Genomic DNA, 23,584 nt, shown 5'->3' with positions numbered 1-23,584 from the left:
CTAGAAAAAAATAGAGAGATAGCGGTTGGCGGTCTCTTAAAAAGCTCCCTTGAAGGGAGCAGCAAGTAATGAGCCCTTCTAGGGCTATTAAAAAGCCACCCGCTATGCGGGTGGATAATTACTCTATAATAAATAGGACTGAAAAAAGTATTTCTACCTTCATCAGTCCCATTTGTTAGATGGTCATTTTTTCTGTAACACTCAAAACTCAACTAGAGGTCTTTCGCTTTAACTCAAAGGCTTCGCCCGCCGCTAGTAGTTGAATCCGTTCTGGATTGATGATTCTGTCGGATAAATCAGCGGGATTTCCATTGAAAACATTCATATGGGGAGCATCAACCGTTCCCCAATGTGAAAGGATGAGGTCAGCATTTGGATAAGTATTCGCCAGTTTTATCGCATTTTCAAAGCCAATATGCCACTCGTTATCCGAAAAATCAAAAAGAATGGCATCTGGCTTCGGCATTTCTAACTGCTCAGCTAATAATCGAGAATCCCCTGGAATCCATAGTGTACCATCAGTTGTCTCAATCCAAAATCCACAATAATCTTCAGTTTTAAACATACGATCAAACTTTGTTGTTTCATTCTGCCATAAATGATTCGCTTTGGTTAGCGAAATTTTCAAGTCATTAACATAAAACGTGTCATAAATATCATGACCGATTGCTTCAACTCCAAAGTGTTCTTTCATTAGATGTGCAACATATTTTGGTCCATGAAATGAGGTAGTTACCGGAGCCAATTTTTTTATAGTAGGTAAACTATAATGATCGTTATCAGAATGGGTAATTAAAATAGCCTCTAAATGAGGAACATCTTCTGCTTTAAGCGGCATGTCAATGAGTAAAGACATGTCAAAGCCTTCTAAAACCGGATCAACTAAAAGGCAGGTTCCTCTGCTGTTCAATAGAATTCCTGAGTTTCCTAGCCAACGGATGTAGGTGTGCTCACTTGTCTGAAAGGCTTCTTGGTGAAAGAAAACTGTTTTGGGAGGGGTTGCCTGTTTTTCTCCTGTCATTCGATTTACTCCTTTATTAAATTTTTGTTGGGTCAATGATTCCAAGCAATTCAAACTCACTATTGCTAAAGCTCAATTTAATGATACCGCAATTGGGTAAATGAATTGGCTGAGGACCAAATTGTTCTTTCCAAATCGTAGATAAAAATGAGAAGCATGCACCATTATGCGAAACAGCTAAAACATGTTTATTTTCTTTCTGCTGCATTATATCTGATAACGTTTCGAACATCCTTGACCTAACGGACTCGGCACTTTCTCCACCATATGAAACATAGAAGTCTTCAAAAGCTTGAGGTCCCTTAGGTTGTAAAAAAGTTGACTGAGCTTCAAATAAACCAAAATTCATTTCTTTTAATCCTTTTAATCGTTTGTAGGGCAAAGAGGTAATAATTTCTAAAGTATCACTTGCTCGTTCTTGCGTAGAAGAGAAAGCGCTGTCAAAATGAATGTTAGATGATTCAAAATATTTTTTCGCTGCATTGGCTTGTAAGATACCTAATGCTGTTAATGGTGAGTCACAAGCACCTTGAACTTTATTTAGTTGATTAAATAAAGTTTCACCGTGGCGCATTAAATAAAGATATCGAGTCATACTATTCTCCTTTTTATCTAAGTATAGCAGTTAAAGTAGGCTTTAAGTCAAGCTCTGTTGGTTCATGTGAGATGAGTGTCATGAAAAAAACTTTAAACTAAGATTAATTTCATATTTAGACAAGTCTTCTTATACGATAAATTTTTATTTTTATCATGATTTTTTCGTTGGAAACAACAAAAATAGAGAAACGCTCTACCTGATTGAGGCAGAGCGTTTCTTTTATCCGACAAACAGAATGTTCGTAAAAATGAGTGTGATGGCAGTGCCGATTGCTGAAAGGGTGGTCAGGTATCTATGCAATACTAATTTATTGGCTGAAAATTTTTTTAGTAAGAGATAAAGAAGGATACCTAAAACTCCTCCAAGTGTATTGGTTATCAGGTCGGTGATATCTGAGACACCAATTGAAAAAATGTATTGTAGAAGTTCAACGGACAGGCTAACAGTACCAATCAGAATAATCTGTTTCATATAGGATAGCTTTGCCGGCAGCAGATTGAGATAGATACCAAATGGAATAAAAATGATTAGATTTCCCAGTACCTCAAAAGTATTGAATGCTCCTGATTGAAAAGAGGATTCCGCGAATGGTACGAGATTGATATATTGAAGATTTGGTAAATAGTACAGGGACAGTTGGAATTTAAAGATGATTGCCCAAAATAAATAGAGAAAATAGATTGTAGTAAGGACAACAGCCAATTTTTGTACAGTTGATTTGCTCATATATAGTTGTCCTCCTCTAATAAGTTTTTTCATTCAGAAATCTAAGCAGAGATTTCGAAAATGAAGGTAAGTAGCAGTATAGCAAATAATTCTTTGAATAGGGATGAACAGGCAGCTGCTTAGAAAATAATTAATCAACTTTTTGAGAATTTAAGAACTATCAATAGAAACTTAAGATTATTGACTAAATAGTTCATGTTAGCTGTTTAACATTGGATTTACTTCTAAATAAGGTTCCTTTACAATGAAATAGATGAAGGATAAAGGAGGAGGAAGATAGTGAGAAAAGGGTTTATATACATAAAGGTTCTTTTTCTTTTTGGTGTATTGTCAGGATGTACAAAAGAAGAGCAGCAGAGTTCGCCAAGCGAACAGAAAACAGATGCCTATTCAATTTCAGAATCTGATCAATCAACAGCTCAAAGTTCAGTCGATTATTCTTTTGATAGTGATGGTGTTATCGATGTACCAAAAGGAAGTCTCAGTGAAGACGACCCGATATTTGATTCTACTGAAGAAAATACATTTGTCGGAGAAGTTCTAAAGGATGCGAAAAGTAGTGAAAAAACTGCACTTGTAACCGTGAAGATTAATGGCGGAATGCAGGAGTTTTATATAGTTACTGATGGCATGGCATTGGAAAAGGGACAGATAATAAAAATTAAAACGAATGGCATCATATTGGAGACTTACCCGGCATCGTTTGCTGAAATATTTAGTATCGAAGTCATTCAATACTAAATCAGCATATGTAGAAAATAGAACTTTGGCTATGGTGCACATACTGAACTTGGAATAAACGGCAAGATTGACGGAAGAAAGGAAGAAGCGACGTCTTCCACTCAAATAGTGAAGAGCAATAACTATACTTGTTGTTATAAGTAGGAATCAGGGAATATTTTATTTTAACAGATTTTTTTCGCTATCATTTAAAATATTTTTTTAATTTATTTGTTGAGGATGTGGATTAAAACTTATAAAATGATAGTACATAAAGAATCATCCTGTGAGGACAGATAACCCTAAATGTCTGTCCTTATAAATTAATTGAAGAGTTTTATCCTGTTCCCTACTTTGGACGGGATAGTTTATTGCATAGGTATTTATACCCTTAGATTGGGGCAGTCGCCCTTCTCAAAAAGAAAACAAGTTTGATTTTGATGAGTATTGTCAAAATCGGACTTGTTTTCTCTGCGTATTTTTTTCTCCATGTATTTCCCTAGCTTTCTTTCTGATGTAGCTTTGGTCGCTTGAACCTTATAGGTCTGAGAGTTTTTCGCGTAACCTAAAATCAAAAAGGGACAATAATCAGATTTTTTCTGACCATTGTCCCAAGCCTAAAAAAGCAGAGTTTTTTCATTTCACTATAATAGATAAACGCTAATCATTGGTCAACGATTATTTAACAAATAGTATTTGTATGCAAGCTTGATACTTTCTTTGGCATCATTTCCAACACGAGGAATACCATGTCCACCGACAATCACAGTAGGCATCAGGTTGAGGCGCCAAAGCTTTGCAAAACTTTCTCCCAACTTGACACCATTATAGTTCATATCGCCTTTCCAACCGGTGGAAGCGACATTCCCAGTCTCGCCATCAGGGAAAAACATGTCACCGGAAAAAAGTACATAGTCCATATCTAGCTGAACATAAAAGACAACACTGCCATCTGTATGGCCTGGCATTGTGTAGACCTGGATGTTTAAACCGCCAATTTCCAACTGAGTGTCTTGTGTAAATACATCATCTACTTTACAGGGAGGCATTACATGATTGGTATAAGGACTTTCAACCCCAAAGTCTCCCTGAGCCATCATCTCTGTATCCTCGCTTCCAACAATAACCTTGGCTCCTTTTTCTTGAAAATAAGCAGCACAGCCTGCGTGATCATCATGTCCATGGGTAAGTAAGACATGGGTAATTTTATCTTCTGAGATTCCCCAGTAATCTAAATTTCCTAAAATTGTTTTCAATGCTCCGGGGTTACTGCTATCAATCAAGAGATATCCTTCATTATGTTTTACAGCGTAAGCATTTCCCAATTTTCCATAGGGTCCTCCTGAGAGTAAGTACAATCCTTTTCTAATCTGCATCCGTCTCGTCTCCTTGAATCCTTTGAATGTATTCTTCCAGTTCTGTTTTGATATTACTAACCTTTGTACCATAAATCACTTGGGCATTGTTCCCTTTAAGGAAAACACCGGCTGCGCCAGTCTCTTTCAAAAGGGATTCGTCTACTTTATCTCCCGATACTAGCGTAACACGTAATCGAGTGGCACAATTATCAACATCCTGAATATTTTCCAGACCACCAAGTCCGGTAATAATCTGTTCACTTAATGTATCTTCCTCACGTATAGCTGTAGTAGATGGACCACCAGCTTTTTTATCGACTGAAGCATTTTCGTGCGCTTTTTTCTCAAGATAATCTGCTTTTGTATGAAGCTTTACTTCTTCTGAGCGGCTTTCTCTTCCGGGTGTTGCAATCTTGAACTTCAAAATCATAAATTTGAAAACGAAATAGTATAAAAAGGCATAGATGATTCCGACAATTAGAACGGCAACCCAATGTGTTCGTTCATTACCGGGGATAATACCATAGATTAGAAAGTCGAGGATTCCACCTGAAAAGGTGTAACCCACACCTGCATTAAATAAGGTAACAATAGCAAAGGATAATCCGCCCAATACGCAATGAATGCCAAAATATAGTAATGGTGAAGCAAATAAGAACGAAAATTCTAACGGTTCTGTTATTCCTGTTAGAAAAGAAGTAAGTGAGGAAGAAAACAGCAATCCCTTTACTTTTTCCTTATTTTCTTTGAATGCTGTATGATACATTGCGAGAGCTGCTCCCGGAAAACCAAACATCATAATTGGATAGTTACCGGAATAAAATTTTGCAACATCAGAGCTGATTACATCTCCGTTGGCTAATTGGGCAAATAGGATATTTTGAGCACCGACTAGATGTTCTCCTGCAACCGTCGCTGTACCGCCTAATGCAGTTTGCCAAAAAGGCATGTAAAAAACATGGTGCAAGCCGGTTGGAATCAACGCTCGTAAAATGAAGCCATACAAAAAGGTTCCCACTATTCCTAGTCCCGCAATCCCGGCACCTAAAGCAGCAATTCCCTGTGCAATAATCGGCCAAATGAAAGCAAAAAGAATCCCGACAATAATTGCTGCACATGCAGAAATGATAGGAATAAATCTTGTTCCACCAAAGAAAGAGAGCATTTCCGGTAGTTTTATTTTATAATATTTGTTATGCAGGATAGAAACAACCAAGCCGATGATGACGCCACCGAGTACACTGGTGTTCATTGTGTTTTCAAAGCCTAAAAAGTTACTAATCAATCCCGGAGTCTTTTGTAAATCAGCCAGATCCATAAAGTTCTTGATTGTGCTGGTAATCGCCGTGTTCATAACGAAGTAAGCTATGAGAGCGGAAAGTGCAGCTACTTCCTTGCTGTTCTTAGCAAGTCCTAAAGCAACTGCCACAGCAAATAGTAATGGCAATAGACCAAATACGATATTTCCGCTATCAGTCAAAACGGAGAAAAGCTTAAATAAGAAGCCGCCTTCTTTAATAAATGTGCTTCGTTCCGGGTTCGTTAACGTTGAGCCTACTCCTAAAAGCAGACCCGCAATAGGTAAAACAGCAATTGGCAGCATGAAGGATTTTCCAATTTTTTGTAGTGTGCTAAAAATAGTATCTTTCATAGAAATAAGTCCTTTCAATAATAGAGTGAGTGTGCACGGAAAAGCGATTACATTTTATAAGAGAAGGAAAAATATAGTGTTAACTGTGCAAGCCCAGTATAAAATGGTGTGCATTTTATTGCAACAATTATTTTTTAAATAAATTAAAAATGCTTTATATTGCAAAAAGATGCAAAAGGTGGTATCTTAAATAGCGAGGAGAGAAAATATGTTAATTGAAGAGCGGTTAGAAAGAATAAAAGCAGTATTGGAAGAGCATAAAAGTGCTACAATTGAAAAACTTGTGGAGGAGCTTAACGTATCTAAAGATACTGTACGAAGAGATTTAATCAAATTAGAGAAGCAAAACGTTGTCAAAAGAACCCATGGTGGCGCTGTACTGAACAATCGGGAAGCAATGATTTTTAATTATGATCAACGCTCTGAAAAATTTCACTTGATTAAAGAGAAAATAGCGCAAAAAGCTGCAGAGCTTGTCAATGATAATTCCAGTGTTATTTTTGATTCCTCGACAACTGTCGAAGCAGTTATCCCTCAACTACAGGATAAAAATATCTATGCAATCACCAATTCATTAACACATGCCAAACTATTGGCAGGCAATGAGAAAAGCGAGATTACACTCCTGCCGGGGAAGCTGCATAAAGAGCAATTGTTTTTGTATGGAAGTGAAACAATTCAAAAAATTGCGCAGTATAATGCGGATTATGCCTTGCTAGGTATATTTGCCATATCTAGTAATGGATTATTTATTCATACGGAAGAAGAAGGCCTTGTAAAGAGACAAATCGCTTTACAGGCGGCTAAAGTGATTGGTGTAGCAGATCATACTAAAATTGACACCACAGGCTTTTTTAAAGTCTGCGAGTTATCTGATATTGATTATTTGATTACGGATATAGAACCCGAAGAGGAATTTGCACAGGCGTTAGAGAAAAATGGTGTCGAGCTGATTTTGGCGGGACATTGATGAAGGAGACTTAAAATGGTAAATAGAACAATTCAATTAAAAACAATAGCAGCACCTAAAAAACATGAAAAGGTAGCGCCGACTGTACTGCTAGATACAACGATGGCAGAGCGTAAAGAAAAAGTTGTTAACAGAATGAAGGAAGCGGGATATGATGCGCTCGTTATTTATGCTGACAAGGAACACGGAGGCAACTTTGAATATTTAACAGGTTTTATTCCGAGATTTGAAGAAGGCTTGTTGATTCTTGAGAGCTCAGGACAGGCTACCCTAATTTTAGGTAATGAGAATTTGAAAATGGCGAAGGTATCAAGAATCCCGGCCGCCTTAAAACACAGCCCGCTGTTCTCGTTACCAAATCAGCCAATGGATAATGAACAGCCACTAGAAGACCTTTTTGAAGAAATCGGATTAAGCGGCAAGAAGCAGATTGGACTAGTTGGCTGGAAAATGTTTACACCAAAACATACTGACCCTAAAGCCTATTTTGATATTCCTTATTTTATTGTAGAAGCAATCAAAGGGAGTATAGACTCAGCAGCTGTTTTAGAAAATGCTGCGCATCTTTTTATTGGAGAGAATGGCGCCAGAACAACAAATAATGCGAACGAGATTGCCCATTATGAGTACGGAGCTAACCTGTCATCCAACTGTATTTTAACAGCAATGGATGCTGTAGAGCCCGGCATAAAAGAAGTTGAGTTGGGGAACCTATTGACAGCAGAAGGTCAATATAACACAGTCGTAACAATTGCAGCAACAGGGCAACGATTTGAACATGCGGTTATTTATCCAACCTATAAACAGGTGAAGAAAGGTGATCCTTTATCCCTGACAACAGCGTTTAAAGGCGGACTATCCAGCCGAACAGGCTTTGTCATTTCGGCTGAAAATGAACTTCCTGCGGACCAGAGTGATTACTTAGATCGTGTTGCTAAGCCATACTTCAGTGCAGTTGCTACTTGGTTGGAAACAGTTAAGGTGGGAATCAAAGGGAAAGAAATCTATCAAGCGATAGAAAGTGCTTTTCCAAAAGAGAGGTATCATTGGCACCTAAATCCCGGTCATTTAGTAGCGGATGATGAATGGATGTCCTCGCCTATCTATGGTGATTCTAATGAAGTATTGAAAAGCGGTATGATTCTACAGATTGATATTATCCCATCTATCGCAGGCTATACAGGTGTGAGTGCTGAAGAATGTGTGGCGCTGGCAGATTCTACGCTCCAACAGAAAATTCAAGAACAGTACCCAGAGCTATGGCAACGAATTATTACTCGAAGAAAGTACATTAAAGAGGTGCTGAACATACAGCTTAATGAAGAAATATTGCCGTTATCTAATGCGGTTGCTTATTTGAGACCATTCTATTTAGCGAAGGATCAAGCACTTTGTTGTAGTAATGCAGGAAAGCTATAAAGCAATTCATAAATAGGTTGGGGAGACTCTTTAAGTAGAAAAGTAGAAGGAGTTACTATAAATCTGTTGTGGAGAAGTTTTGGATTTTACAGCAATTGTTTTGGTAAAGAAAAAATGAGTAAAATTTGAACTCAGCGAGGAATAAAATTCTTCGCTGAGTTTTATTTTGTGATGAAAAAATCAGGACTTGACTACTATAAGGCTAAGAGCGGAATAGAAGAAGCTTCGATAAATCATAAGCCATTCTCAGCGTTTGATTAATGAAAATTTATGAATTTGGCGTCATGATAATCAGGAAAAAATATCTTTTTAATCAAGTTCATTCTTAAAAAAAAGAGAGAAATAGAAAATTAAGAAATCAAGTTATTATTAAATACGATTATGTTTTGTAAAATAATCTAATAATCCTTTATACTGTCCAATTAGATATTTTTTTATGCTATTATGAAATCATCTTAGGAAAAGGAGTGTTAGAAAGATGATAAAAAAGAGTTTGAAAATCATGTGTATTGGTGTCTTATTATCTACAGGTTTGATTATTCAACCAGTGGCTGTTAATGGGGAAGCAAATGTGGAGCTTCAGATACCAACTAGTCTGAAGGTGCAACAAGCAACCTTGGTTACACCTGATTCGTTTCGATTGGGGATTGATGATTATGTGACAGGTTTTCTAGACACATCAGTTAAGAAAATTGTATTACTTGTTAATGATGAGACCATTCGCAATGGCTTGGTCTATTCAGATGGAACATTTGAGGTGGAAGCCGGAGATGTAATCAATAGTGCCGACGATAAGGTTGAAATCGTTGGTTTGGATAGAAGAAATAATGAGCTGGATCGTCAAACGGTAACTATCGAGCAGAGCCAGGTGATTTTAACGGCTGATGATTATACGCTATTTGATGAAGAGATTCGCGGTATTGCAGGAAATCAAATGAGTGTTGTCAGCTTGATGATTAATGATGAATTGATTCGATCAGTAAATGTTAATAAGGATGATACTTTCATCATGCCAATTGAATCTGGAGAAATTATTGAAACAGAGGATTTTGTAGAAATCGTTGGTTCAAATAGTGGGAAGGAAGTTGCCAGAATCACTGTTCCGGTTAATACACTGGATTTACAGGTGAAATTTGATCCGTTCCATTTTGAAAATGATTCGATGATTACAGGTAAGCTATCTGGTAAAGCACATTCGAAAGCAAAAACAGTTCAGCTGTACGTCAACCGAAAACGTTACAACAAAAGCGCTGTAAACGCAGACGGTACGTTTTCTTTGAATCCGGAAAGAAATATTACTAATGTGAAGGATAACGTTGTTGTAGCTGTACTTAATGAAAATAATGAAGAGTTAAGCCGTTTCCAAATGAATTTATACGGCCAGTATGGTACGGTTGATTGGACATGGGATGAAGTATCCCAAACAATCACGTTTGGTGAAGGAGAATTTCCAGATACCGATGGATGGTATGGCAGCTTCTATCGGATTCAAATGGATTCCCGTGTAAATGATACGATTAAGCGAATCGTCTTCACGAAGCCTGTGGCAGCAGCAGTTGATTCCTCTTCTTTGTTTCAGGGGATGTATGCTTTAGAAGCAATTGAAGGGCTTACGTATCTGGATGTCTCTAAAACAGAAAATATGGAAAGCATGTTTCATCATGTGCGTTATGTCAAGGAGCTTGATCTCAGTGCGTTCAATACTCAAAATGTAACGAATATGCGTTCAATGTTTGAGGGAGCGATGGGCGTTCAGCACCTTGACCTAACCAGCTTCAACACAAGCAAGGTAACTGATATGAGTCATATGTTCAGGCATATAGAGGATAGTGGGGGCTATAGCCACTTGGAATCGTTGAATCTAAGCAGCTTTGATACAGGGAATGTGACAGATATGAGCAACATGTTCTGGGGATTGGTTTCGCTAAGTGAATTGGACTTGAGCAGCTTTGATACAAGTAAAGTGACAACAATGGCTCAAATGTTTTTTGATAACAGAAAATTGACCTCACTGAATATCAGCAGTTTTGATACAAGTAATGTAGTAGATATGAGCGACATGTTCAATATCGGATCAAACATCAAAGCATTAGATGTCAGCAACTTCAATACAAGTAATGTAACTAGTATGGAAGGTATGTTTTCTAATTTGGAAGCCTTAGAGACCTTGGATATTAGTGGCTTTGATACGAGCAATGTGACTACTATGAGAGGGATGTTTGGTGGTGCAAGTGCGCTCAAAGTATTAAATGTCAGTAATTTCAACACAAGTAATGTGACGAGTATGAATGGGATGTTCCTTGGTTTGACAGCTTTATCAGTATTGGATATTACTGGTTTTGATACAATGAATGTCATTGATATGGATGGTATGTTTTATGACTTAGCTTCAGTAGAAGCTTTGGATGTAAGTAGCTTTAACACAGAGAGGGTTTCTGACATGGGCTCTATGTTCAAGGGAATGAAGTCTTTGAAAGCATTAGATGTACGTCATTTTGATACGAAAAAAGTAGGCTATATGGATTCCATGTTTGCCGGCTGTGATTCTTTAACTAGTTTGGATGTATCCAGTTTTGATACGAGTAACGTGCGTTCTTACTACATGAAGAATATATTTAATGCAGCGAACCTTGATAGTTTGACATTAGGGGAAAAGAGCAAGTTTTGGGAAACAAATCTACCTGAAAAAGCAGAGTCTCCTTACACAGGTAGATGGCTTGGTCCTGACAATGCTGCTCATGATTCTTCAAGCAGCCTGATGGAGGGCTATGACGGAAGCCAACCTGGAACGTATGTTAGAGAAGTGACGGCTAGATAGAGGCTGTTACAAGCAATAGAGATGAGTTGCTTCAGCTTTGGAAATCGCTAAAGGGCTCTATCCGCAGCTCATAAAAATATGTAAAAAAACAAGCCTACAGGAATCGACTGTAGGCTTGTTTTTTGAAAGGCAAAGCAGTTAACGTTCACTAACGAGCCTTGAAAGGTTGGTATCCAGCATACCAAATAGAGGTTTTGTCACTTTGCTTCTCTTTTTCTTCGAGGCTCTGTTTTCACGTATCTCTTGAAGGACATGCTCGATTCGTTCGATATCTTCGGAACGTAAAATATCTAGAAGATACACGGTATAATCTGCATGGATATTTTCCATTGGTACAAGACTTGTTGTGAGAATCAAATCGGCATGGTGTGGGAAAGCTTTTGCGGTAGAACGTGTAACAATTAAGTTGAATTCGTTATGGAAATAATCATAAACACTATCTACCAAACGCCCCTCAAGCAGCTCTGGATAGCCTGTGTCAAAATAGATGGTGATAGGTTCTTCAAAGGAACTGATATCTGTGAGCAGTGAGAAGAACAGTGCATATCTTGGCAGTAAGAAATTTCTATTTTGAAACAGAGGAAAGGCTGTTTCCTGCTTCATTCTATTTATTAGGATATCGAGCTTCTCGGTTAGTGCAGGGAAGCGTTCTTCAATAACACTACTGCTGGCAAAGCCGCTCATTCCTACTGGATAATGGTTAAACATCGCACAGAAAAAATGATCAGCAAATATATAGGTATAATAATCCTCTTTATCTTTTTCAGAGAGCGGAAAGACCATTTGAGAGAAATAGGAAAAAAACATTTCTGTTGCTGCATAGATATCTGAATGTGTCTCTTTGTGATGGAGTAAAACAGGGTCTTTAAAGGTCGAAATAGAGAGAAATTTTTCCTGTGTCTGAGCTAATAAGAAGAAAAACAGAACCTCTTCTTCAGGAAGCTGGTAAACACTTAACCAGGGCTTGGGTTCATCCAAGTATTCCTGTGTGAAATACATGTGGAGCTGTTCCTCTGTAAAGTGAATCTTAAAGCCCTTGCGATAGCGGGTAAGATTAACTGCTAAGACATAGCGTATCTGATGTTCATTCGTTTCGTTCCAAGCGTCGGAGAACTCCTCAAGAAGATAGTCAGAGACAGCCGCAACCTTTTGCTCATCAATTGTTGAGAAGGGCCATTTCCTTCCTCTATAAAGCTTCCAAAAAAAGTCATAGGCAAACATTCTGATTCGGTGTTCCTTACCAATAAGGGTGAATATACCATTTTGTCTGGAAAGCTCCAAATCGTACTTTTTGAGAAATGATTTTAAAGGCTTCAAACGTCGTTTAAAGGTTGACTCACTGATAAAATACTTGTTTAGACAGTCATTGAGAGAGACACTTTCTCCTAAAAGAAGACTCTCAAGTATTTGGACAGGTAAGCTGCTTTCAAGAATGTACAGATAGAGAGAACGGAAATCTTTGTAATCTGTGTAGGTGATTCGTACCATGTTCTCCTTTTTTTCAAAAGTCAGCTTGGGATGATCGTACGCACAGGAGTCTTCCAATAGTGAATCAATATATCTAAGTACAGTTCGGCGCTCCCAATGATTTCTATCTGCAAGAGACTGAATCGAAATAAAGTCGCGAGCATCCTTGATTTGCTCCAAAAGGATGAGCTTTCTAATTATGACAGTATCAAGTATTTCCCATAAATCGTCCATGATATTTCCCTCCTGACATCCCAAGTATAAGAAGAATTCCAAAAAACTCAAAGTAGAAAGGCTCAAAGGTATTTTTTAGTGGAAAATCACAGATTTATTTATTACATACAGATGAGCATATACTTATTTATAGTAAGTACAATATGATATAATCCATTTGGAGGACATAAAAATGATGACAATTGAATTTTTTCATGATGTAATATGCAGCTTTTGCTTTCCGATGTCAGCACGCTTAAGAAGGATGATTGCTGATAGGCCAAATGTAGAGGTAATCCACCGATCTTTTGCATTAGGCTGGGAAGAGGAAGACTTTGTGCAGATGTTTGGCAGTCGAAAGCAGGTAAAAGATGAGGTATTGACCCATTGGTATCATGCGAATCAAAATGATGAGGAACATCGTTTTAATATTGCCGGCATGGCAGCAGAAAACTTTGATTTTCCAACGTCCAAAAATGGATTGATTGCAGCAAAGGCTGCGGGAATACTAGCTGGTCAGGATGCCTATTGGGAAGTTTTTGATGCATTACAGGCCGGGCTTTTTATTCATAGTATGAATATTGAAGATAAGACAGTTATTTGTAGATTAGTGGAGGGAACAAGTGTTGATTTTGACGAATGGCACAGGTTATTTGTTGATAAAGAAACAGAAACTGCTGTTCTAAATGATTTTCAACTAGCACATAAATACCAATTACAAGGTGTTCCAGCCTTAGTTGTGAATGGAAAGTATATGATTAGCGGGGCTCAACCCACTGATAAATTAGTTGAGACACTAAATAAAATTGCAGAAGAAAATGCAACCGTGACCTTGGAGGCTCTTGGTGATGATAATCCAGCCTGTAACATGAATGAGGATGGATGGCAGTGTGATTAAATAAAGCTGATACATGCACTCAGTAATTTTTGAGGCTTGTATCGCTTTTTTCTATACTTCGTAATTTATCAATAGCGACTTCAAGTGATAAGTCAAAAAACAGATGAGCTTGGGGCAAACATGCTGTTCTTTTTTTGATAATATTCTATTGACAGTGCTTTCATTAAATGATAATTTTAACTTAGGATAGTAATTATTCAGTTAAGCTAAACCTAAACGACCGCTTGGAGAAGCGGCTGTTTAGGTATTTTTTCGTTTTATGGATCAAAAAAATAAGAGAAGGAGTGCTGATATTATGAGTTTTCCAAAGGATTTTTTATGGGGTGGCGCAACTGCGGCGAATCAATGTGAAGGAGCTTGGGATGTAGATGGGAAAGGGGATTCAATTAGTGACCACAATCGAGCAGGCAGTCGTACATCGGGGACACATCGCTCATTTGATTTAGTCATTGACGATGAGAAATACTATTATCCAAGCCACACCGCAATTGACTCCTATCATCGCTATAAAGAGGACATTGCGTTATTTGCAGAAATGGGATTCAAGGTCTACCGTCTGTCTATTGCCTGGACACGGATTTTCCCAAATGGTGATGAGACGACACCGAACGAAGCGGGTCTTCAATATTATGATGATTTATTTGATGAGCTGCATAAATATGGGATTGAACCATTAGTTACGATTTCTCATTTTGAATTACCTTTTCAGCTAGGTAAGAAGTATGATGGTTTTTTAAATAAGAAAGTCATCGATTTTTATGAGCATTATGCAACGACTTTGTTTGAGCGCTATAAGGATAAAGTAAAGTATTGGTTAACCTTCAACGAAATCAACTTTGGCACCTTGGAGCACGGGAAACGGATTAATGGTTTGTTTAATCGTGACTATACGGAAACCGAACAGTACCAAGCGCTTCATAACGTGTTCTTAGCTTCTGCAAAGGCAGTAATCGCCGGTCACAAAATCAACCCTGAGTTTAAAATCGGCTGTATGCTGGCATATATCACGATGTACCCAAAAACATGTAATCCGGTAGATATTTTAAAAACACAGCAGATGAATGATCGCTTAAATTATTTCTGTGGGGATGTTCAAGTCAAAGGGGCATATCCGTATTATATGACACGCTATTTTGAAAAAAATGACATTCAAGTAGAAATTACTGAAGAAGACAAGGCTCTGTTGAGTGAAGGAACAGTCGATTATTATACATTCAGTTATTACATGAGTACATGTATTGCCGCAAACTTGGACGAACGAGATGACAAGTCTGGCGGGAATTTATTTGGTGGTGTTTCGAATGAGTACCTGGAGACGAGTGATTGGGGTTGGCAAATTGATCCGGTTGGATTACGTTACACGTTAAATCAAATCTATTCACGTTATGAAGTACCTTTAATGGTTGTAGAAAATGGTTTAGGTGCTTTTGATAAAATAGAAGAAGACGGGTCAATCAATGATGATTATCGTATAGAATATTTCAAAAAGCATATCGTTGAAATGGGCAATGCTATAGATGACGGTGTTGACTTGATTGGCTATACACCATGGGGCTGTATTGATTTGATTAGTGCCGGTACCGGAGAAATGAGTAAGCGCTATGGCTTTATCTACGTTGATCGTGATGATGAAGGAAACGGCAGCTTGGAACGAACGCGAAAGAACTCGTTCTATTGGTACAAGAAAGTCATTGCATCTAATGGAGAGCAACTGGAAGTTAATGAGTAGAGGATAACAGCAAGAATCAATTTCTCAAAAATGATTCTTCTGAAAATAGAACATACTATGTAAAAGCTGCAGGGAAGAGAAAATCCTGCAGTTTTTTTGTTTGGTTTTAATCCCTCATCTATTAGCCAAGCTTCTTTATTGTGCTCTTGTAGAAACTCATGTAATATTAATGAGAACTTATGTTCTTTAAAGCTGAAAGGAATGTGAAACGATGTCAAGAATAGATTATTATGCGATTGCTCCGGATGGATTAAGCCAAGTCATGAAGGTAGAAAATTATGTGAGTAAAGCAGAGCTGGATGGAAGCTTGAAAGAATACATCAAGCTGAGGGTATCTTTGATTAATGGCTGTGCTTATTGTGTGAACATGCATACGAAAGATTTACTTAAAATGGGTGAGTCCTTCGAAAAGATTGCCTGTGTTTCTGTTTGGAATGAAGCAGATTATTTTACTGAAAAAGAAGGTGCAGCACTGGAACTAGCTGAGTATGTGACGAAAATTTCTGAGCAAGGTGTTCCAGCTGAAATATATCAAAAAGTAAGAGACTATTTCAGCGAAAAAGAGTACGTGGATTTAATTTTAACAATCGCTCAAATCAATACTTGGAACAGAATCTCTATTTCTATGGGAAATAGGGCAACGGCTGAATAGCAGGGATGTACGATTTTAATGGCAGACGTTCAGTCATAGCTGAGGGAGGTAAACGTCTGAAATCAAATAGACAGAGGTCCAATCTCTAAGTGCTTCAAGAATTGCCGGCATAAGGAGAACCCTAGAGGTAGAAGCAGCTGTTATCACAATCTCTAAACGAAGGAGAAGAGGATGAATCAACTTTTTGATGAAACATACAATAGCTATCGTACAATTTGGTACGGATATTATGAACAAATTGGCCAACCGGATTTAATCAAAGATATAAAGCAAATGATTGAACAGGATCAAGAAAAGTCTGAGGCTGAACAGGCAATTTGTACAAGCTGGGTATTTTATTGCAAAGCTACTCAGGGAGATGCATTGCAAGAACAGGTGCGCGCCTCCATCATGATTCGATTTTTTGAGCATCATTACAACGTTCACTGTAACATGTCAGATTTTGAATTTGTGACGCAATTTGATGCGATAGAATCATGGAAAAATGAACTAGAAGCTTTATTAAACAATAACATAATCCGTGAGGAATAGAGAAGCAGCCAAGGCTCGAATAAAAAACTGATTACACACTTGTATATATGATTAGACAGTTGAATAAGCTGTCTATTTTTTTTGCTCTCAATTAATCAAAATTGTTGAGGAAAGGCGGGTGGCAGATGAGGTTGTTGAATGAATCACAGCTTTTTTAAAGCAATCTTTGGTGGTTTTTAAAATCTATATGGTCACTTCTTGATAAACCAGCAGTTTAAAACATATTTGGACGCTTTTGCTATCTCTTGAGGTGGCTATTATGAATACCGTCATTACCGATAAAAAATATCCGATTGTCAGAAATCCTAATAGAAAGGAGGGAGGGATATCAACAATTTGAAATAGAACCAAACGGACTGATTTTAACAATCAAGAGATGGAGTGGATGGTTAGCTGAAATATAAGCGGTTACAAAATGCTTCTCTTAATAAGTGAGAGTTCTTCAAATCCTAGGATACCGCTTGATAGTTTAGGTGTAGAATGAAGCTGAAAAGAATTCGAAGGGATATAAAAATAATTATCAGGTCAAAAATCACTTTTTCAGAGGGGACTATTGACACGTACTCAGATAAAAAGCTTGTTACAATTAGCAAGCCCTAGTAAAAATAACAAAAAAAATTTCTGAATTGTACGACAATCCAGAAATTTCTATTAAAATCAACTGTTTACGTGTTGTTCATTCAAAATATTAAAGTAAAAATTTATTTTAGTCAACACTTTTTTTGAAATAAAAAATAAAACAGTGATAAAAACAGGGTTTTTGATAGAAAAAATGATATTTTTTTGCTAGCCGTCAAAAAAACCGTCAATTTTCCAGAAAGAAGTGATTAAAATGACTAAAAAAGGTGAAAATATTTACAAACGAAAAGATGGACGTTGGGAAGGACGGTATATAAAAAGTCGAGACGTCTCCCGTCAAATTATTTACGGGTATGTTTATGGGAAAAAATATGCAGAGGTTAAGGAGAAGCTGACTGTGATGAAGGCTAAAACAATCCGGACCCCGTTTGCGATTAATCAATACTACGGTACGCTTAAAGATTGGATTTCCTTCTGGATGGTGGATATCATGAAAAAAAATATTAAGAGTACAACGTATTACAGCTATTACCGACTAATTGATAACCATATTCTCCAGTCATTAGGCGACTATCGTCTCCATGAAATCACGAAGAAAAATATACAGGATTTCGTTGATTCCTTGGAGCGCAACGGCTTGTCTTCCGGAACAATTCGAAATATCTATAATATTTTGAAAAAGTGTCTAAATGCCGCAGTTCAGAGAGAATACCTTGCGGGAAATCCATGCATCGACATCGTTTTACCTAAGTATAGACGAAAAAAAGTCCATGCACTCACGTTGGCTCAGCAAGAAAAGTTGGAGGCGTATGCTTTTCAAGATAAGGACTGCTCTCCAATCATCCTTGCACTTTACTCAGGAATGAGAATTGGGGAAATCAGCGGTCTGAAATGGACAGACATTGATTTCGAAGAGAATACGATCTTTGTAAAACGAACCGTCTCAAGAATATTAGACGAGAGCACGACAGAATCAAAAACAAAAATAGATATGAATGCGCCAAAGACCTGGGAATCAGAACGAATGATTCCTTTAGCGACAAACCTGAAGGATTATCTTATCAGTAAAAAGAGACAGGCCTGCTCCGATCATGTCATTTCCTGTCGAGGGAAGTTCGCGGAGCCTCGAGTGATTAATTATCGCTTTCAGAAAATCGTAGCTGCTGCGGGGTTGGAAAAAACTCACTTCCATGCGCTGAGGCATACTTTTGCAACGAGATGTCTGGAAAATGGTGTTGATATTGCCAGCCTGAGCAAATTATTGGGACATCAATCAACACGTATGACGTTAGATACCTATACTGATTCTATGTTGGAAAAACGACAAGAAGCTATCCAGATACTTGATGAACGATTGACTAGAGTTGTTTAGAAAATACCGCTATAAAATTTTGAGATTTCAAAATTTTATAGCGGTATTTTTTTAATCTATTCGCCGTCATCAGAATCGTCGAAAAAAAACGCTAACGCCTTTCGCTGCAATACTTACAACAACTATTCTGCATTGTCGTACAATTCAGAAATAAAACAAACAAAAATGATAATATTTCGAGAATAACCATGTATATAGTTTATGTTTTTATTTAAAAAAATCAAAAGGTATGCTTTGAAAATAATAAAGTGGTTAGAAAGTTAGGAGGAAAGGCTATGAGTACAGTCAGTGTCATTAATGTAGCGGGAAAAATCGAACAATCGTACATAGAGGAGTTAGAAAAAAACGAACATAGTGTTCGGTCTGTGACTTCAGCCGATGTGAAATCTGCTATTGATAAAACCGATGTGATTATCATTTACAATGATGTGCAGCAAAATATGGGAGAAGTTTGCCGATTGCTTTTGAAGATACGGGAAGAAGCTACCTCTTCAGTCTGGGTATTCTCTAAACAAAATTCAGAAACAGATCGTTTACTCTATCTACAATTAGGAGCAAATCATAATATTGATAAAGAGTGTCCGCCGGAAGAGCTGCAGCTGATTGTAAAAAATGAAGTAAAACAACATCAAATGAAGAGTGAAATACAACAAGCACATGAAACACCTGCAAACGCAGGGATTGATATTTCTTTGAATGCTAAAAATCAAAGTATTGTAAATACAGAAGGAATCGAAGTTGAGCTGACCAAACTGGAGTACAAGATGATGAGCATCCTATATAGTACGCCTGATGAAACAGTAGGTTATGAAGAACTCTATCTGCAGCTTTGGAATGAGCCGCAAAAGCATTCGAAAGCTCGTATTGCTAATTTAGTTTTTCATCTACGAACAAAATTTCAAGAATATGGTGTGGTAGATATTGATATTAAAACAGTTCGTTCTCAAGGATATCGATTAATTAAATTCTAACAAATAATGGTGTCATGGCGGCTTCTACCAACAAGTGACGGTGACTTAATTCTGTATTTCATTTTTTACAAAATAGAGGGTACAGATGAAAAATACAATATGAAATCTATACTTATCTCATGTTTTGAAAAAAATTGAAATAAATCATGTTGTCATTCAATAAGACAGGCACATGGAAATATTTGAGGAGAGGAGATGAATAGATGAAAATCGGAAAAAAGTCTTATATAGTTTTTACGCTTATTCTAATGTTGGGCTTGATTCTTGGTATTTATGGCAGTACTAGTACATCTGTTAAAGCGACAGAAAATAGCAGTGAGACAGAAGTAAGCAGCAGTGAGACGTTGAAAACTGAAAGCTCAGTTACAATGGAGACGGAAGAATCAGTGGAGGAAACGACAGAGGTTATTGAGGAGAGCGAAGCGTTTGACCCAATGGCAGAGCTGACGACACCTCAAAATGTAAGTGCCCAAATTGTTCCATCTAAGACAAATACAGATGGACCGACAGATGCCGAGATGGATGCCGCAAATGCTGCGTACAATCAGGCACATGGTAACTTCAATCCAAATGCAAAAATTGCATATGTATCAAATTGGACAGAATTTGCACGGGCGTACATGGATCAAACTGTTACGAAAATCAAGCTGACGGCTGACATCACAAGTGAAAATATCACGGTCGACGGTGTAAGCACGACAATCTTTAGTGATCAGGATGTGGAGCTGAGAAAATCATCATTAGAAATCGATGGTGGTTATGTCGACGGTAGTGGCGTAAAACAGAAATACATGTTGAAGCTTAATGGTCGTAAAACGTTAGGAACATTTACAACACCTACCAGTTATACAGAAGTTGCTTCCGATGGTTCAACACAGCCTCGAGCAATGTTCCATATTCATGATGTGAGTGTCGCAAAGGATGATTCCGAAGCATCTAATGCACGGGGGTTCATTGGGGCTACAGAATATCACAGTATTTCAGGACAGACGAATGCTAAGTCGCCATACACGAAAAACTGGTATTTCCGAATGGGAAATATTGATACTGACCGAGACAACAATGCCAGCTCAGTTCCTGGTGTTGCCCGTTTGATGGTTGTTTATCAAGCAGAGGTAACCGCATATGGTGTGAACAATATCAGTACCTCAGCTGAAAATTTTTATTTGGGTGGTTTTATTACTGAACCAAAGGCTGTCTATAAAGGTATAACTGAATACCGTGATTATTCTATCATTTGGTTTACGGTTAACTTGGAGCCTACAGCAACTGCCTACGATGGGAAGTTTACGATTGGGGAAGATAGCTTTGTTTATCTAACTAACATCCGATCTGCTGCGGAGACATTCCCAGCAGTCTATGCCAGTTATCAAGCGGCAACAATCAAAGAGGGAGCGACTGTCAACATTGACATGCCAGGTAATGCTTGGCGTTTTAATGCACAGAACTCCAGTTTGAGAGTTAAGAATGGTGCGACACTAAACCTCATTAGTAGGGGAACAGGGTCTGTATTCCAGTACGGGCGTGGTGCATACATGGACAATACATTCAATTCATTGAATCCGAACAATGTTCATGCGGTATTTGAACCAGGCTCCAGTGTGTTTATGTATGGGAAAACAGCAACAGCACTAGGGACAATCGATTTCAATACGAGTGTGACAAACAGCTCGTTAACATTCGATAATGTCAAGCAGTACGACATCCGAAATAACGGTGGTACGAATGGTGGTCGAGGAAACTATCGGGCAATTAACTTGTATAATACATTGTCTGTTGCGAATGGTCGTAACAGCAACTATGTAGAGTTTATTAATTCTGATATCAGTCTTTGGAACAATGGTTTTGCGACAGCTGCCAGTGATGTTCCAATGGACGGAAGTGCTTCAGAAGATTATGTAAAGGTTGGCGGCTTTAAGGTAACAAGTCAAAATGCCAATACAATTGCAGCGGCTAATTCAACGCCATATCCAGTGAGTACAGACAGTGCCTTGTCAAGCACACTAGGTAAGTTTAACCCGCTTATATTTAAACGTATTTCAGGACAAAACACTGCCCCTGAAGTTATTATGAATCCGACAACCGATGCAGATAAATCCTTGAAAGTTCGTGTTCTTTTAGGAGAACGACCAACTGGTTATGACAGCGAAGGAAATACGATTCTGATACCTGTGTATGCTAAAGCAGGAGAAGCATCTGTTTACTTTAAGGATAGTCATGGTACAAGCTATGGCCCGGTTCTGACCGATGCTGATGGATACGCTATGGTAGAAGCTTCATTGCTTCAAAAAGCAGGTCAGAACATTACTGCGCATGCACAGCGGGGACCATCAGCGCCTAACATATGGGTTGGTGAGGAGAAAACGACACCAGTTATTGACGTGACACCGCCTGAGCCAGCAAAAGTTTTAGAGAATAAAATAACTAATGCGACAAAGCAATTGATTGCTGAAAATTTAGAGCCTAATGCAGTTGTGTATCTATCAATTACCGGTAGTACCTCAAATGCCGGAAGTATGATTCCAGCTGGAACAGTTGGTGCAGACGGTAAATGGACGCATAATTTATCTGGTTATTTAAATGTTGGCGACAATGTAATTATTTATCTTGAGGATAATGCCGGACTGGCAAAATCACAGGATGGTGAACTGCCTTTTGAACCGGCAGCTCCTACAACAAATAGTCATTTAGGAAATCTTAACCCATTCCCTAGTGATTTAGCGTATCGAGACACGACATTTAAAAAAGCAACTATGTATACAGTAGAGGATATCCTTCCAGATAAACCTCTAATGAGTAAAACAGTTGTTTCTAGTAATGATACAGTTACACAGGTTGGTGATACCCTAACTTACACGTTGACGGCAACCAACGGAAAAGGAATTAGTGGTGAAAAATTCACTTGGTTTGATGTAACGATTACGGATGTTATTCCGGAAGAGCTGGATTTCTCTGCAGCAACAGCTGACTTGATGATTAATGACAGACCAGCTACTACTGGTGAATATGACTACAATGAAGCTAGCAGGTTATTGACAGTTAAGGTAGGAGATTTAGACAGCCGTGTTTCTGGAAAGGTAACGTTTAAAGCAACTGTGAAGGCTTCTGCTATCGGTAAAGTAATTAAAAACACAGCGAAAGCTAGTGGTAATTCTCCGAGAGAAGAAGCACCTTTCCTACCAGGTATCGATGTTCCTGGTCGTCCACGTGAAGTATTTGAAGCGGAGGCGAGTGTGGATAATCCTGGTGGACCCGTTTTTGGTTCGCTTGTTCTTACTTCTGCACCGGATGTCATTGACTTCAAGAAACATGCGTTGACACCCAATGACACACGTATGAATGACCCGGAATTAAGTGCGCCTCTAACTGTTTCTGATAGCCGCGGCAATCGTAAGAGCTGGACTCTAACAGCCAAACTAACCAAAGTGATGGCAAATACAGAAGATGGCACGAAGATTTTGACAGATGCCATCAAGTTTAATGATGGAACAACGGAAGAATCACTCGCTCTTAATTCTGAACTCACAATCAAAACCCATACACATGCAAGTGCGGGGGATTATGTTGTCAGTGATGACTGGAGCGCCAATGGCGCAGGTCTGAAGCTGGAAGTACCTGCAGGTAGTGTACCAAAGCTTGGGAAATATCAGGCAGAAATTACCTGGATTCTAGGCGATACGCCGACACCTTAATGAAAGAGAGGACACACACATGAAGCAATTTGTTACAACCGTTCTTCGCCTCTCTTTGGTGGCAGGACTTCTGCTTGGCTTTGCCATGCCTGCTCACGGTGCTGAAAATGGGAAAGGTGTTCAGACCAACGGTATCATTGAGTTTTATGAGGAGACCGTTCCAAGCTCCAGCGAGCCGGAACCCAGCTCTGAACCGGAG

The 23,584-nt window shown here is 38.3% G+C and carries 17 protein-coding genes and 1 pseudogene; 12 read left to right on the top strand and 6 right to left on the bottom strand.

Going from position 1 to position 23,584, the window contains the following annotated elements; translation table 11 throughout:
• Window positions 1–208: 208 nt before the first annotated feature.
• The 3 genes from IW510_RS20930 to IW510_RS20920 form a co-directional block, all read right to left on the bottom strand.
• Complete coding sequence (locus IW510_RS20930) at window positions 209–1,021, bottom strand: MBL fold metallo-hydrolase (RefSeq protein WP_202063092.1); 813 nt, start codon at window positions 1,019–1,021, stop codon at window positions 209–211.
• Between the two features lie 16 nt (window positions 1,022–1,037).
• Complete coding sequence (locus IW510_RS20925) at window positions 1,038–1,616, bottom strand: histidine phosphatase family protein (protein ID WP_202063090.1); 579 nt, start codon at window positions 1,614–1,616, stop codon at window positions 1,038–1,040.
• Window positions 1,617–1,838: 222 nt separating this feature from the next.
• Window positions 1,839–2,345 (bottom strand): VanZ family protein, encoded by a 507-nt coding sequence (locus tag IW510_RS20920; RefSeq protein ID WP_202063088.1) that lies wholly within the window; start codon window positions 2,343–2,345, stop codon window positions 1,839–1,841.
• 279 nt (window positions 2,346–2,624) lie between these two features.
• Here IW510_RS20920 and IW510_RS20915 point away from each other — a divergent pair, with 279 nt between their 5' ends.
• Window positions 2,625–3,086: a hypothetical protein gene (locus tag IW510_RS20915; RefSeq protein ID WP_202063086.1), complete on the top strand. Its 462-nt coding sequence runs from the start codon at window positions 2,625–2,627 to the stop codon at window positions 3,084–3,086.
• Window positions 3,087–3,736: 650 nt separating this feature from the next.
• Here the strand turns inward: IW510_RS20915 and IW510_RS20910 are convergent.
• A complete protein-coding gene (locus tag IW510_RS20910; protein WP_202063084.1) occupies window positions 3,737–4,441 on the bottom strand; it encodes an MBL fold metallo-hydrolase in 705 nt (234 codons plus the stop codon).
• Entirely contained in the window at window positions 4,431–6,074 is a 1,644-nt protein-coding gene (locus tag IW510_RS20905; protein ID WP_202063083.1) for a PTS transporter subunit EIIC, read from the bottom strand. The genes IW510_RS20910 and IW510_RS20905 overlap by 11 nt, the downstream gene beginning before the upstream one ends.
• 208 nt (window positions 6,075–6,282) lie before the next feature.
• Here IW510_RS20905 and IW510_RS20900 point away from each other — a divergent pair, with 208 nt between their 5' ends.
• The 3 genes from IW510_RS20900 (at window position 6,283) to IW510_RS20890 (ending at window position 11,281) form a co-directional block, all read left to right on the top strand.
• Complete coding sequence (locus tag IW510_RS20900) at window positions 6,283–7,044, top strand: DeoR/GlpR family DNA-binding transcription regulator (RefSeq protein ID WP_202063081.1); 762 nt, start codon at window positions 6,283–6,285, stop codon at window positions 7,042–7,044.
• Window positions 7,045–7,059: 15 nt separating this feature from the next.
• Complete coding sequence (locus tag IW510_RS20895) at window positions 7,060–8,463, top strand: M24 family metallopeptidase (protein WP_202063078.1); 1,404 nt, start codon at window positions 7,060–7,062, stop codon at window positions 8,461–8,463.
• A 478-nt stretch (window positions 8,464–8,941) separates the two neighbouring features.
• On the top strand, window positions 8,942–11,281 hold the full coding sequence (locus IW510_RS20890) for a BspA family leucine-rich repeat surface protein (RefSeq protein ID WP_202063076.1): 2,340 nt from the start codon (window positions 8,942–8,944) through the stop codon (window positions 11,279–11,281).
• A 138-nt stretch (window positions 11,282–11,419) separates the two neighbouring features.
• Here IW510_RS20890 and IW510_RS20885 read toward each other — a convergent pair whose 3' ends face one another.
• On the bottom strand, window positions 11,420–12,982 hold the full coding sequence (locus IW510_RS20885; protein WP_202063074.1) for a helix-turn-helix domain-containing protein: 1,563 nt from the start codon (window positions 12,980–12,982) through the stop codon (window positions 11,420–11,422).
• A gap of 175 nt (window positions 12,983–13,157) precedes the next feature.
• Here IW510_RS20885 and IW510_RS20880 point away from each other — a divergent pair, with 175 nt between their 5' ends.
• The 8 genes and pseudogenes from IW510_RS20880 to IW510_RS20845 all read left to right on the top strand — a co-directional run.
• Window positions 13,158–13,859, top strand: a complete 702-nt coding sequence (locus tag IW510_RS20880; RefSeq protein WP_202063094.1) for a DsbA family protein — start codon at window positions 13,158–13,160, stop codon at window positions 13,857–13,859.
• A 295-nt stretch (window positions 13,860–14,154) separates the two neighbouring features.
• Window positions 14,155–15,588 carry a glycoside hydrolase family 1 protein gene (locus IW510_RS20875; RefSeq protein WP_202063072.1) on the top strand — a complete coding sequence of 478 codons (1,434 nt, stop codon included), beginning with the start codon at window positions 14,155–14,157 and terminating at the stop codon, window positions 15,586–15,588.
• A 211-nt stretch (window positions 15,589–15,799) separates the two neighbouring features.
• Complete coding sequence (locus IW510_RS20870; protein ID WP_202063070.1) at window positions 15,800–16,240, top strand: carboxymuconolactone decarboxylase family protein; 441 nt, start codon at window positions 15,800–15,802, stop codon at window positions 16,238–16,240.
• A gap of 171 nt (window positions 16,241–16,411) precedes the next feature.
• Entirely contained in the window at window positions 16,412–16,771 is a 360-nt protein-coding gene (locus IW510_RS20865) for a hypothetical protein (RefSeq protein WP_202063068.1), read from the top strand.
• An 832-nt stretch (window positions 16,772–17,603) separates the two neighbouring features.
• The gene (locus tag IW510_RS20860; protein ID WP_202063066.1) at window positions 17,604–18,722 is read left to right on the top strand and encodes a tyrosine-type recombinase/integrase; all 1,119 of its coding nucleotides are present in this window, start codon (window positions 17,604–17,606) and stop codon (window positions 18,720–18,722) included.
• Window positions 18,723–18,997: 275 nt separating this feature from the next.
• Window positions 18,998–19,693, top strand: a complete 696-nt coding sequence (locus IW510_RS20855) for a winged helix-turn-helix domain-containing protein (protein ID WP_202063064.1) — start codon at window positions 18,998–19,000, stop codon at window positions 19,691–19,693.
• A 203-nt stretch (window positions 19,694–19,896) separates the two neighbouring features.
• Entirely contained in the window at window positions 19,897–23,385 is a 3,489-nt protein-coding gene (locus tag IW510_RS20850; protein ID WP_202063062.1) for an isopeptide-forming domain-containing fimbrial protein, read from the top strand.
• A gap of 19 nt (window positions 23,386–23,404) precedes the next feature.
• Window positions 23,405–23,584: pseudogene (locus tag IW510_RS20845) on the top strand (LPXTG cell wall anchor domain-containing protein); the annotation flags it as partial.

This window comes from Enterococcus sp. BWR-S5 (assembly GCF_016745255.1).
In the GTDB taxonomy this organism is placed as follows: domain Bacteria; phylum Bacillota; class Bacilli; order Lactobacillales; family Enterococcaceae; genus Enterococcus_L.
This window is presented reverse-complemented; position numbering and strand designations above follow the sequence as displayed.

Excerpts from the sequence above, each read along its gene's own strand:
- IW510_RS20930 (WP_202063092.1), bottom strand. The coding sequence starts at position 1,021 with ATGACAGGAGAAAAACAGGCAACCCCTCCCAAAACAGTTTTCTTTCAC.
- IW510_RS20925 (WP_202063090.1), bottom strand. The coding sequence starts at position 1,616 with ATGACTCGATATCTTTATTTAATGCGCCACGGTGAAACTTTATTTAAT.
- IW510_RS20920 (WP_202063088.1), bottom strand. The coding sequence starts at position 2,345 with ATGAGCAAATCAACTGTACAAAAATTGGCTGTTGTCCTTACTACAATC.
- IW510_RS20910 (WP_202063084.1), bottom strand. The coding sequence starts at position 4,441 with ATGCAGATTAGAAAAGGATTGTACTTACTCTCAGGAGGACCCTATGGA.
- IW510_RS20905 (WP_202063083.1), bottom strand. The coding sequence starts at position 6,074 with ATGAAAGATACTATTTTTAGCACACTACAAAAAATTGGAAAATCCTTC.
- IW510_RS20900 (WP_202063081.1), top strand. The coding sequence starts at position 6,283 with ATGTTAATTGAAGAGCGGTTAGAAAGAATAAAAGCAGTATTGGAAGAG.
- IW510_RS20895 (WP_202063078.1), top strand. The coding sequence starts at position 7,060 with ATGGTAAATAGAACAATTCAATTAAAAACAATAGCAGCACCTAAAAAA.
- IW510_RS20890 (WP_202063076.1), top strand. The coding sequence starts at position 8,942 with ATGATAAAAAAGAGTTTGAAAATCATGTGTATTGGTGTCTTATTATCT.
- IW510_RS20885 (WP_202063074.1), bottom strand. The coding sequence starts at position 12,982 with ATGGACGATTTATGGGAAATACTTGATACTGTCATAATTAGAAAGCTC.
- IW510_RS20880 (WP_202063094.1), top strand. The coding sequence starts at position 13,158 with ATGACAATTGAATTTTTTCATGATGTAATATGCAGCTTTTGCTTTCCG.
- IW510_RS20875 (WP_202063072.1), top strand. The coding sequence starts at position 14,155 with ATGAGTTTTCCAAAGGATTTTTTATGGGGTGGCGCAACTGCGGCGAAT.
- IW510_RS20870 (WP_202063070.1), top strand. The coding sequence starts at position 15,800 with ATGTCAAGAATAGATTATTATGCGATTGCTCCGGATGGATTAAGCCAA.
- IW510_RS20865 (WP_202063068.1), top strand. The coding sequence starts at position 16,412 with ATGAATCAACTTTTTGATGAAACATACAATAGCTATCGTACAATTTGG.
- IW510_RS20860 (WP_202063066.1), top strand. The coding sequence starts at position 17,604 with ATGACTAAAAAAGGTGAAAATATTTACAAACGAAAAGATGGACGTTGG.
- IW510_RS20855 (WP_202063064.1), top strand. The coding sequence starts at position 18,998 with ATGAGTACAGTCAGTGTCATTAATGTAGCGGGAAAAATCGAACAATCG.
- IW510_RS20850 (WP_202063062.1), top strand. The coding sequence starts at position 19,897 with ATGAAAATCGGAAAAAAGTCTTATATAGTTTTTACGCTTATTCTAATG.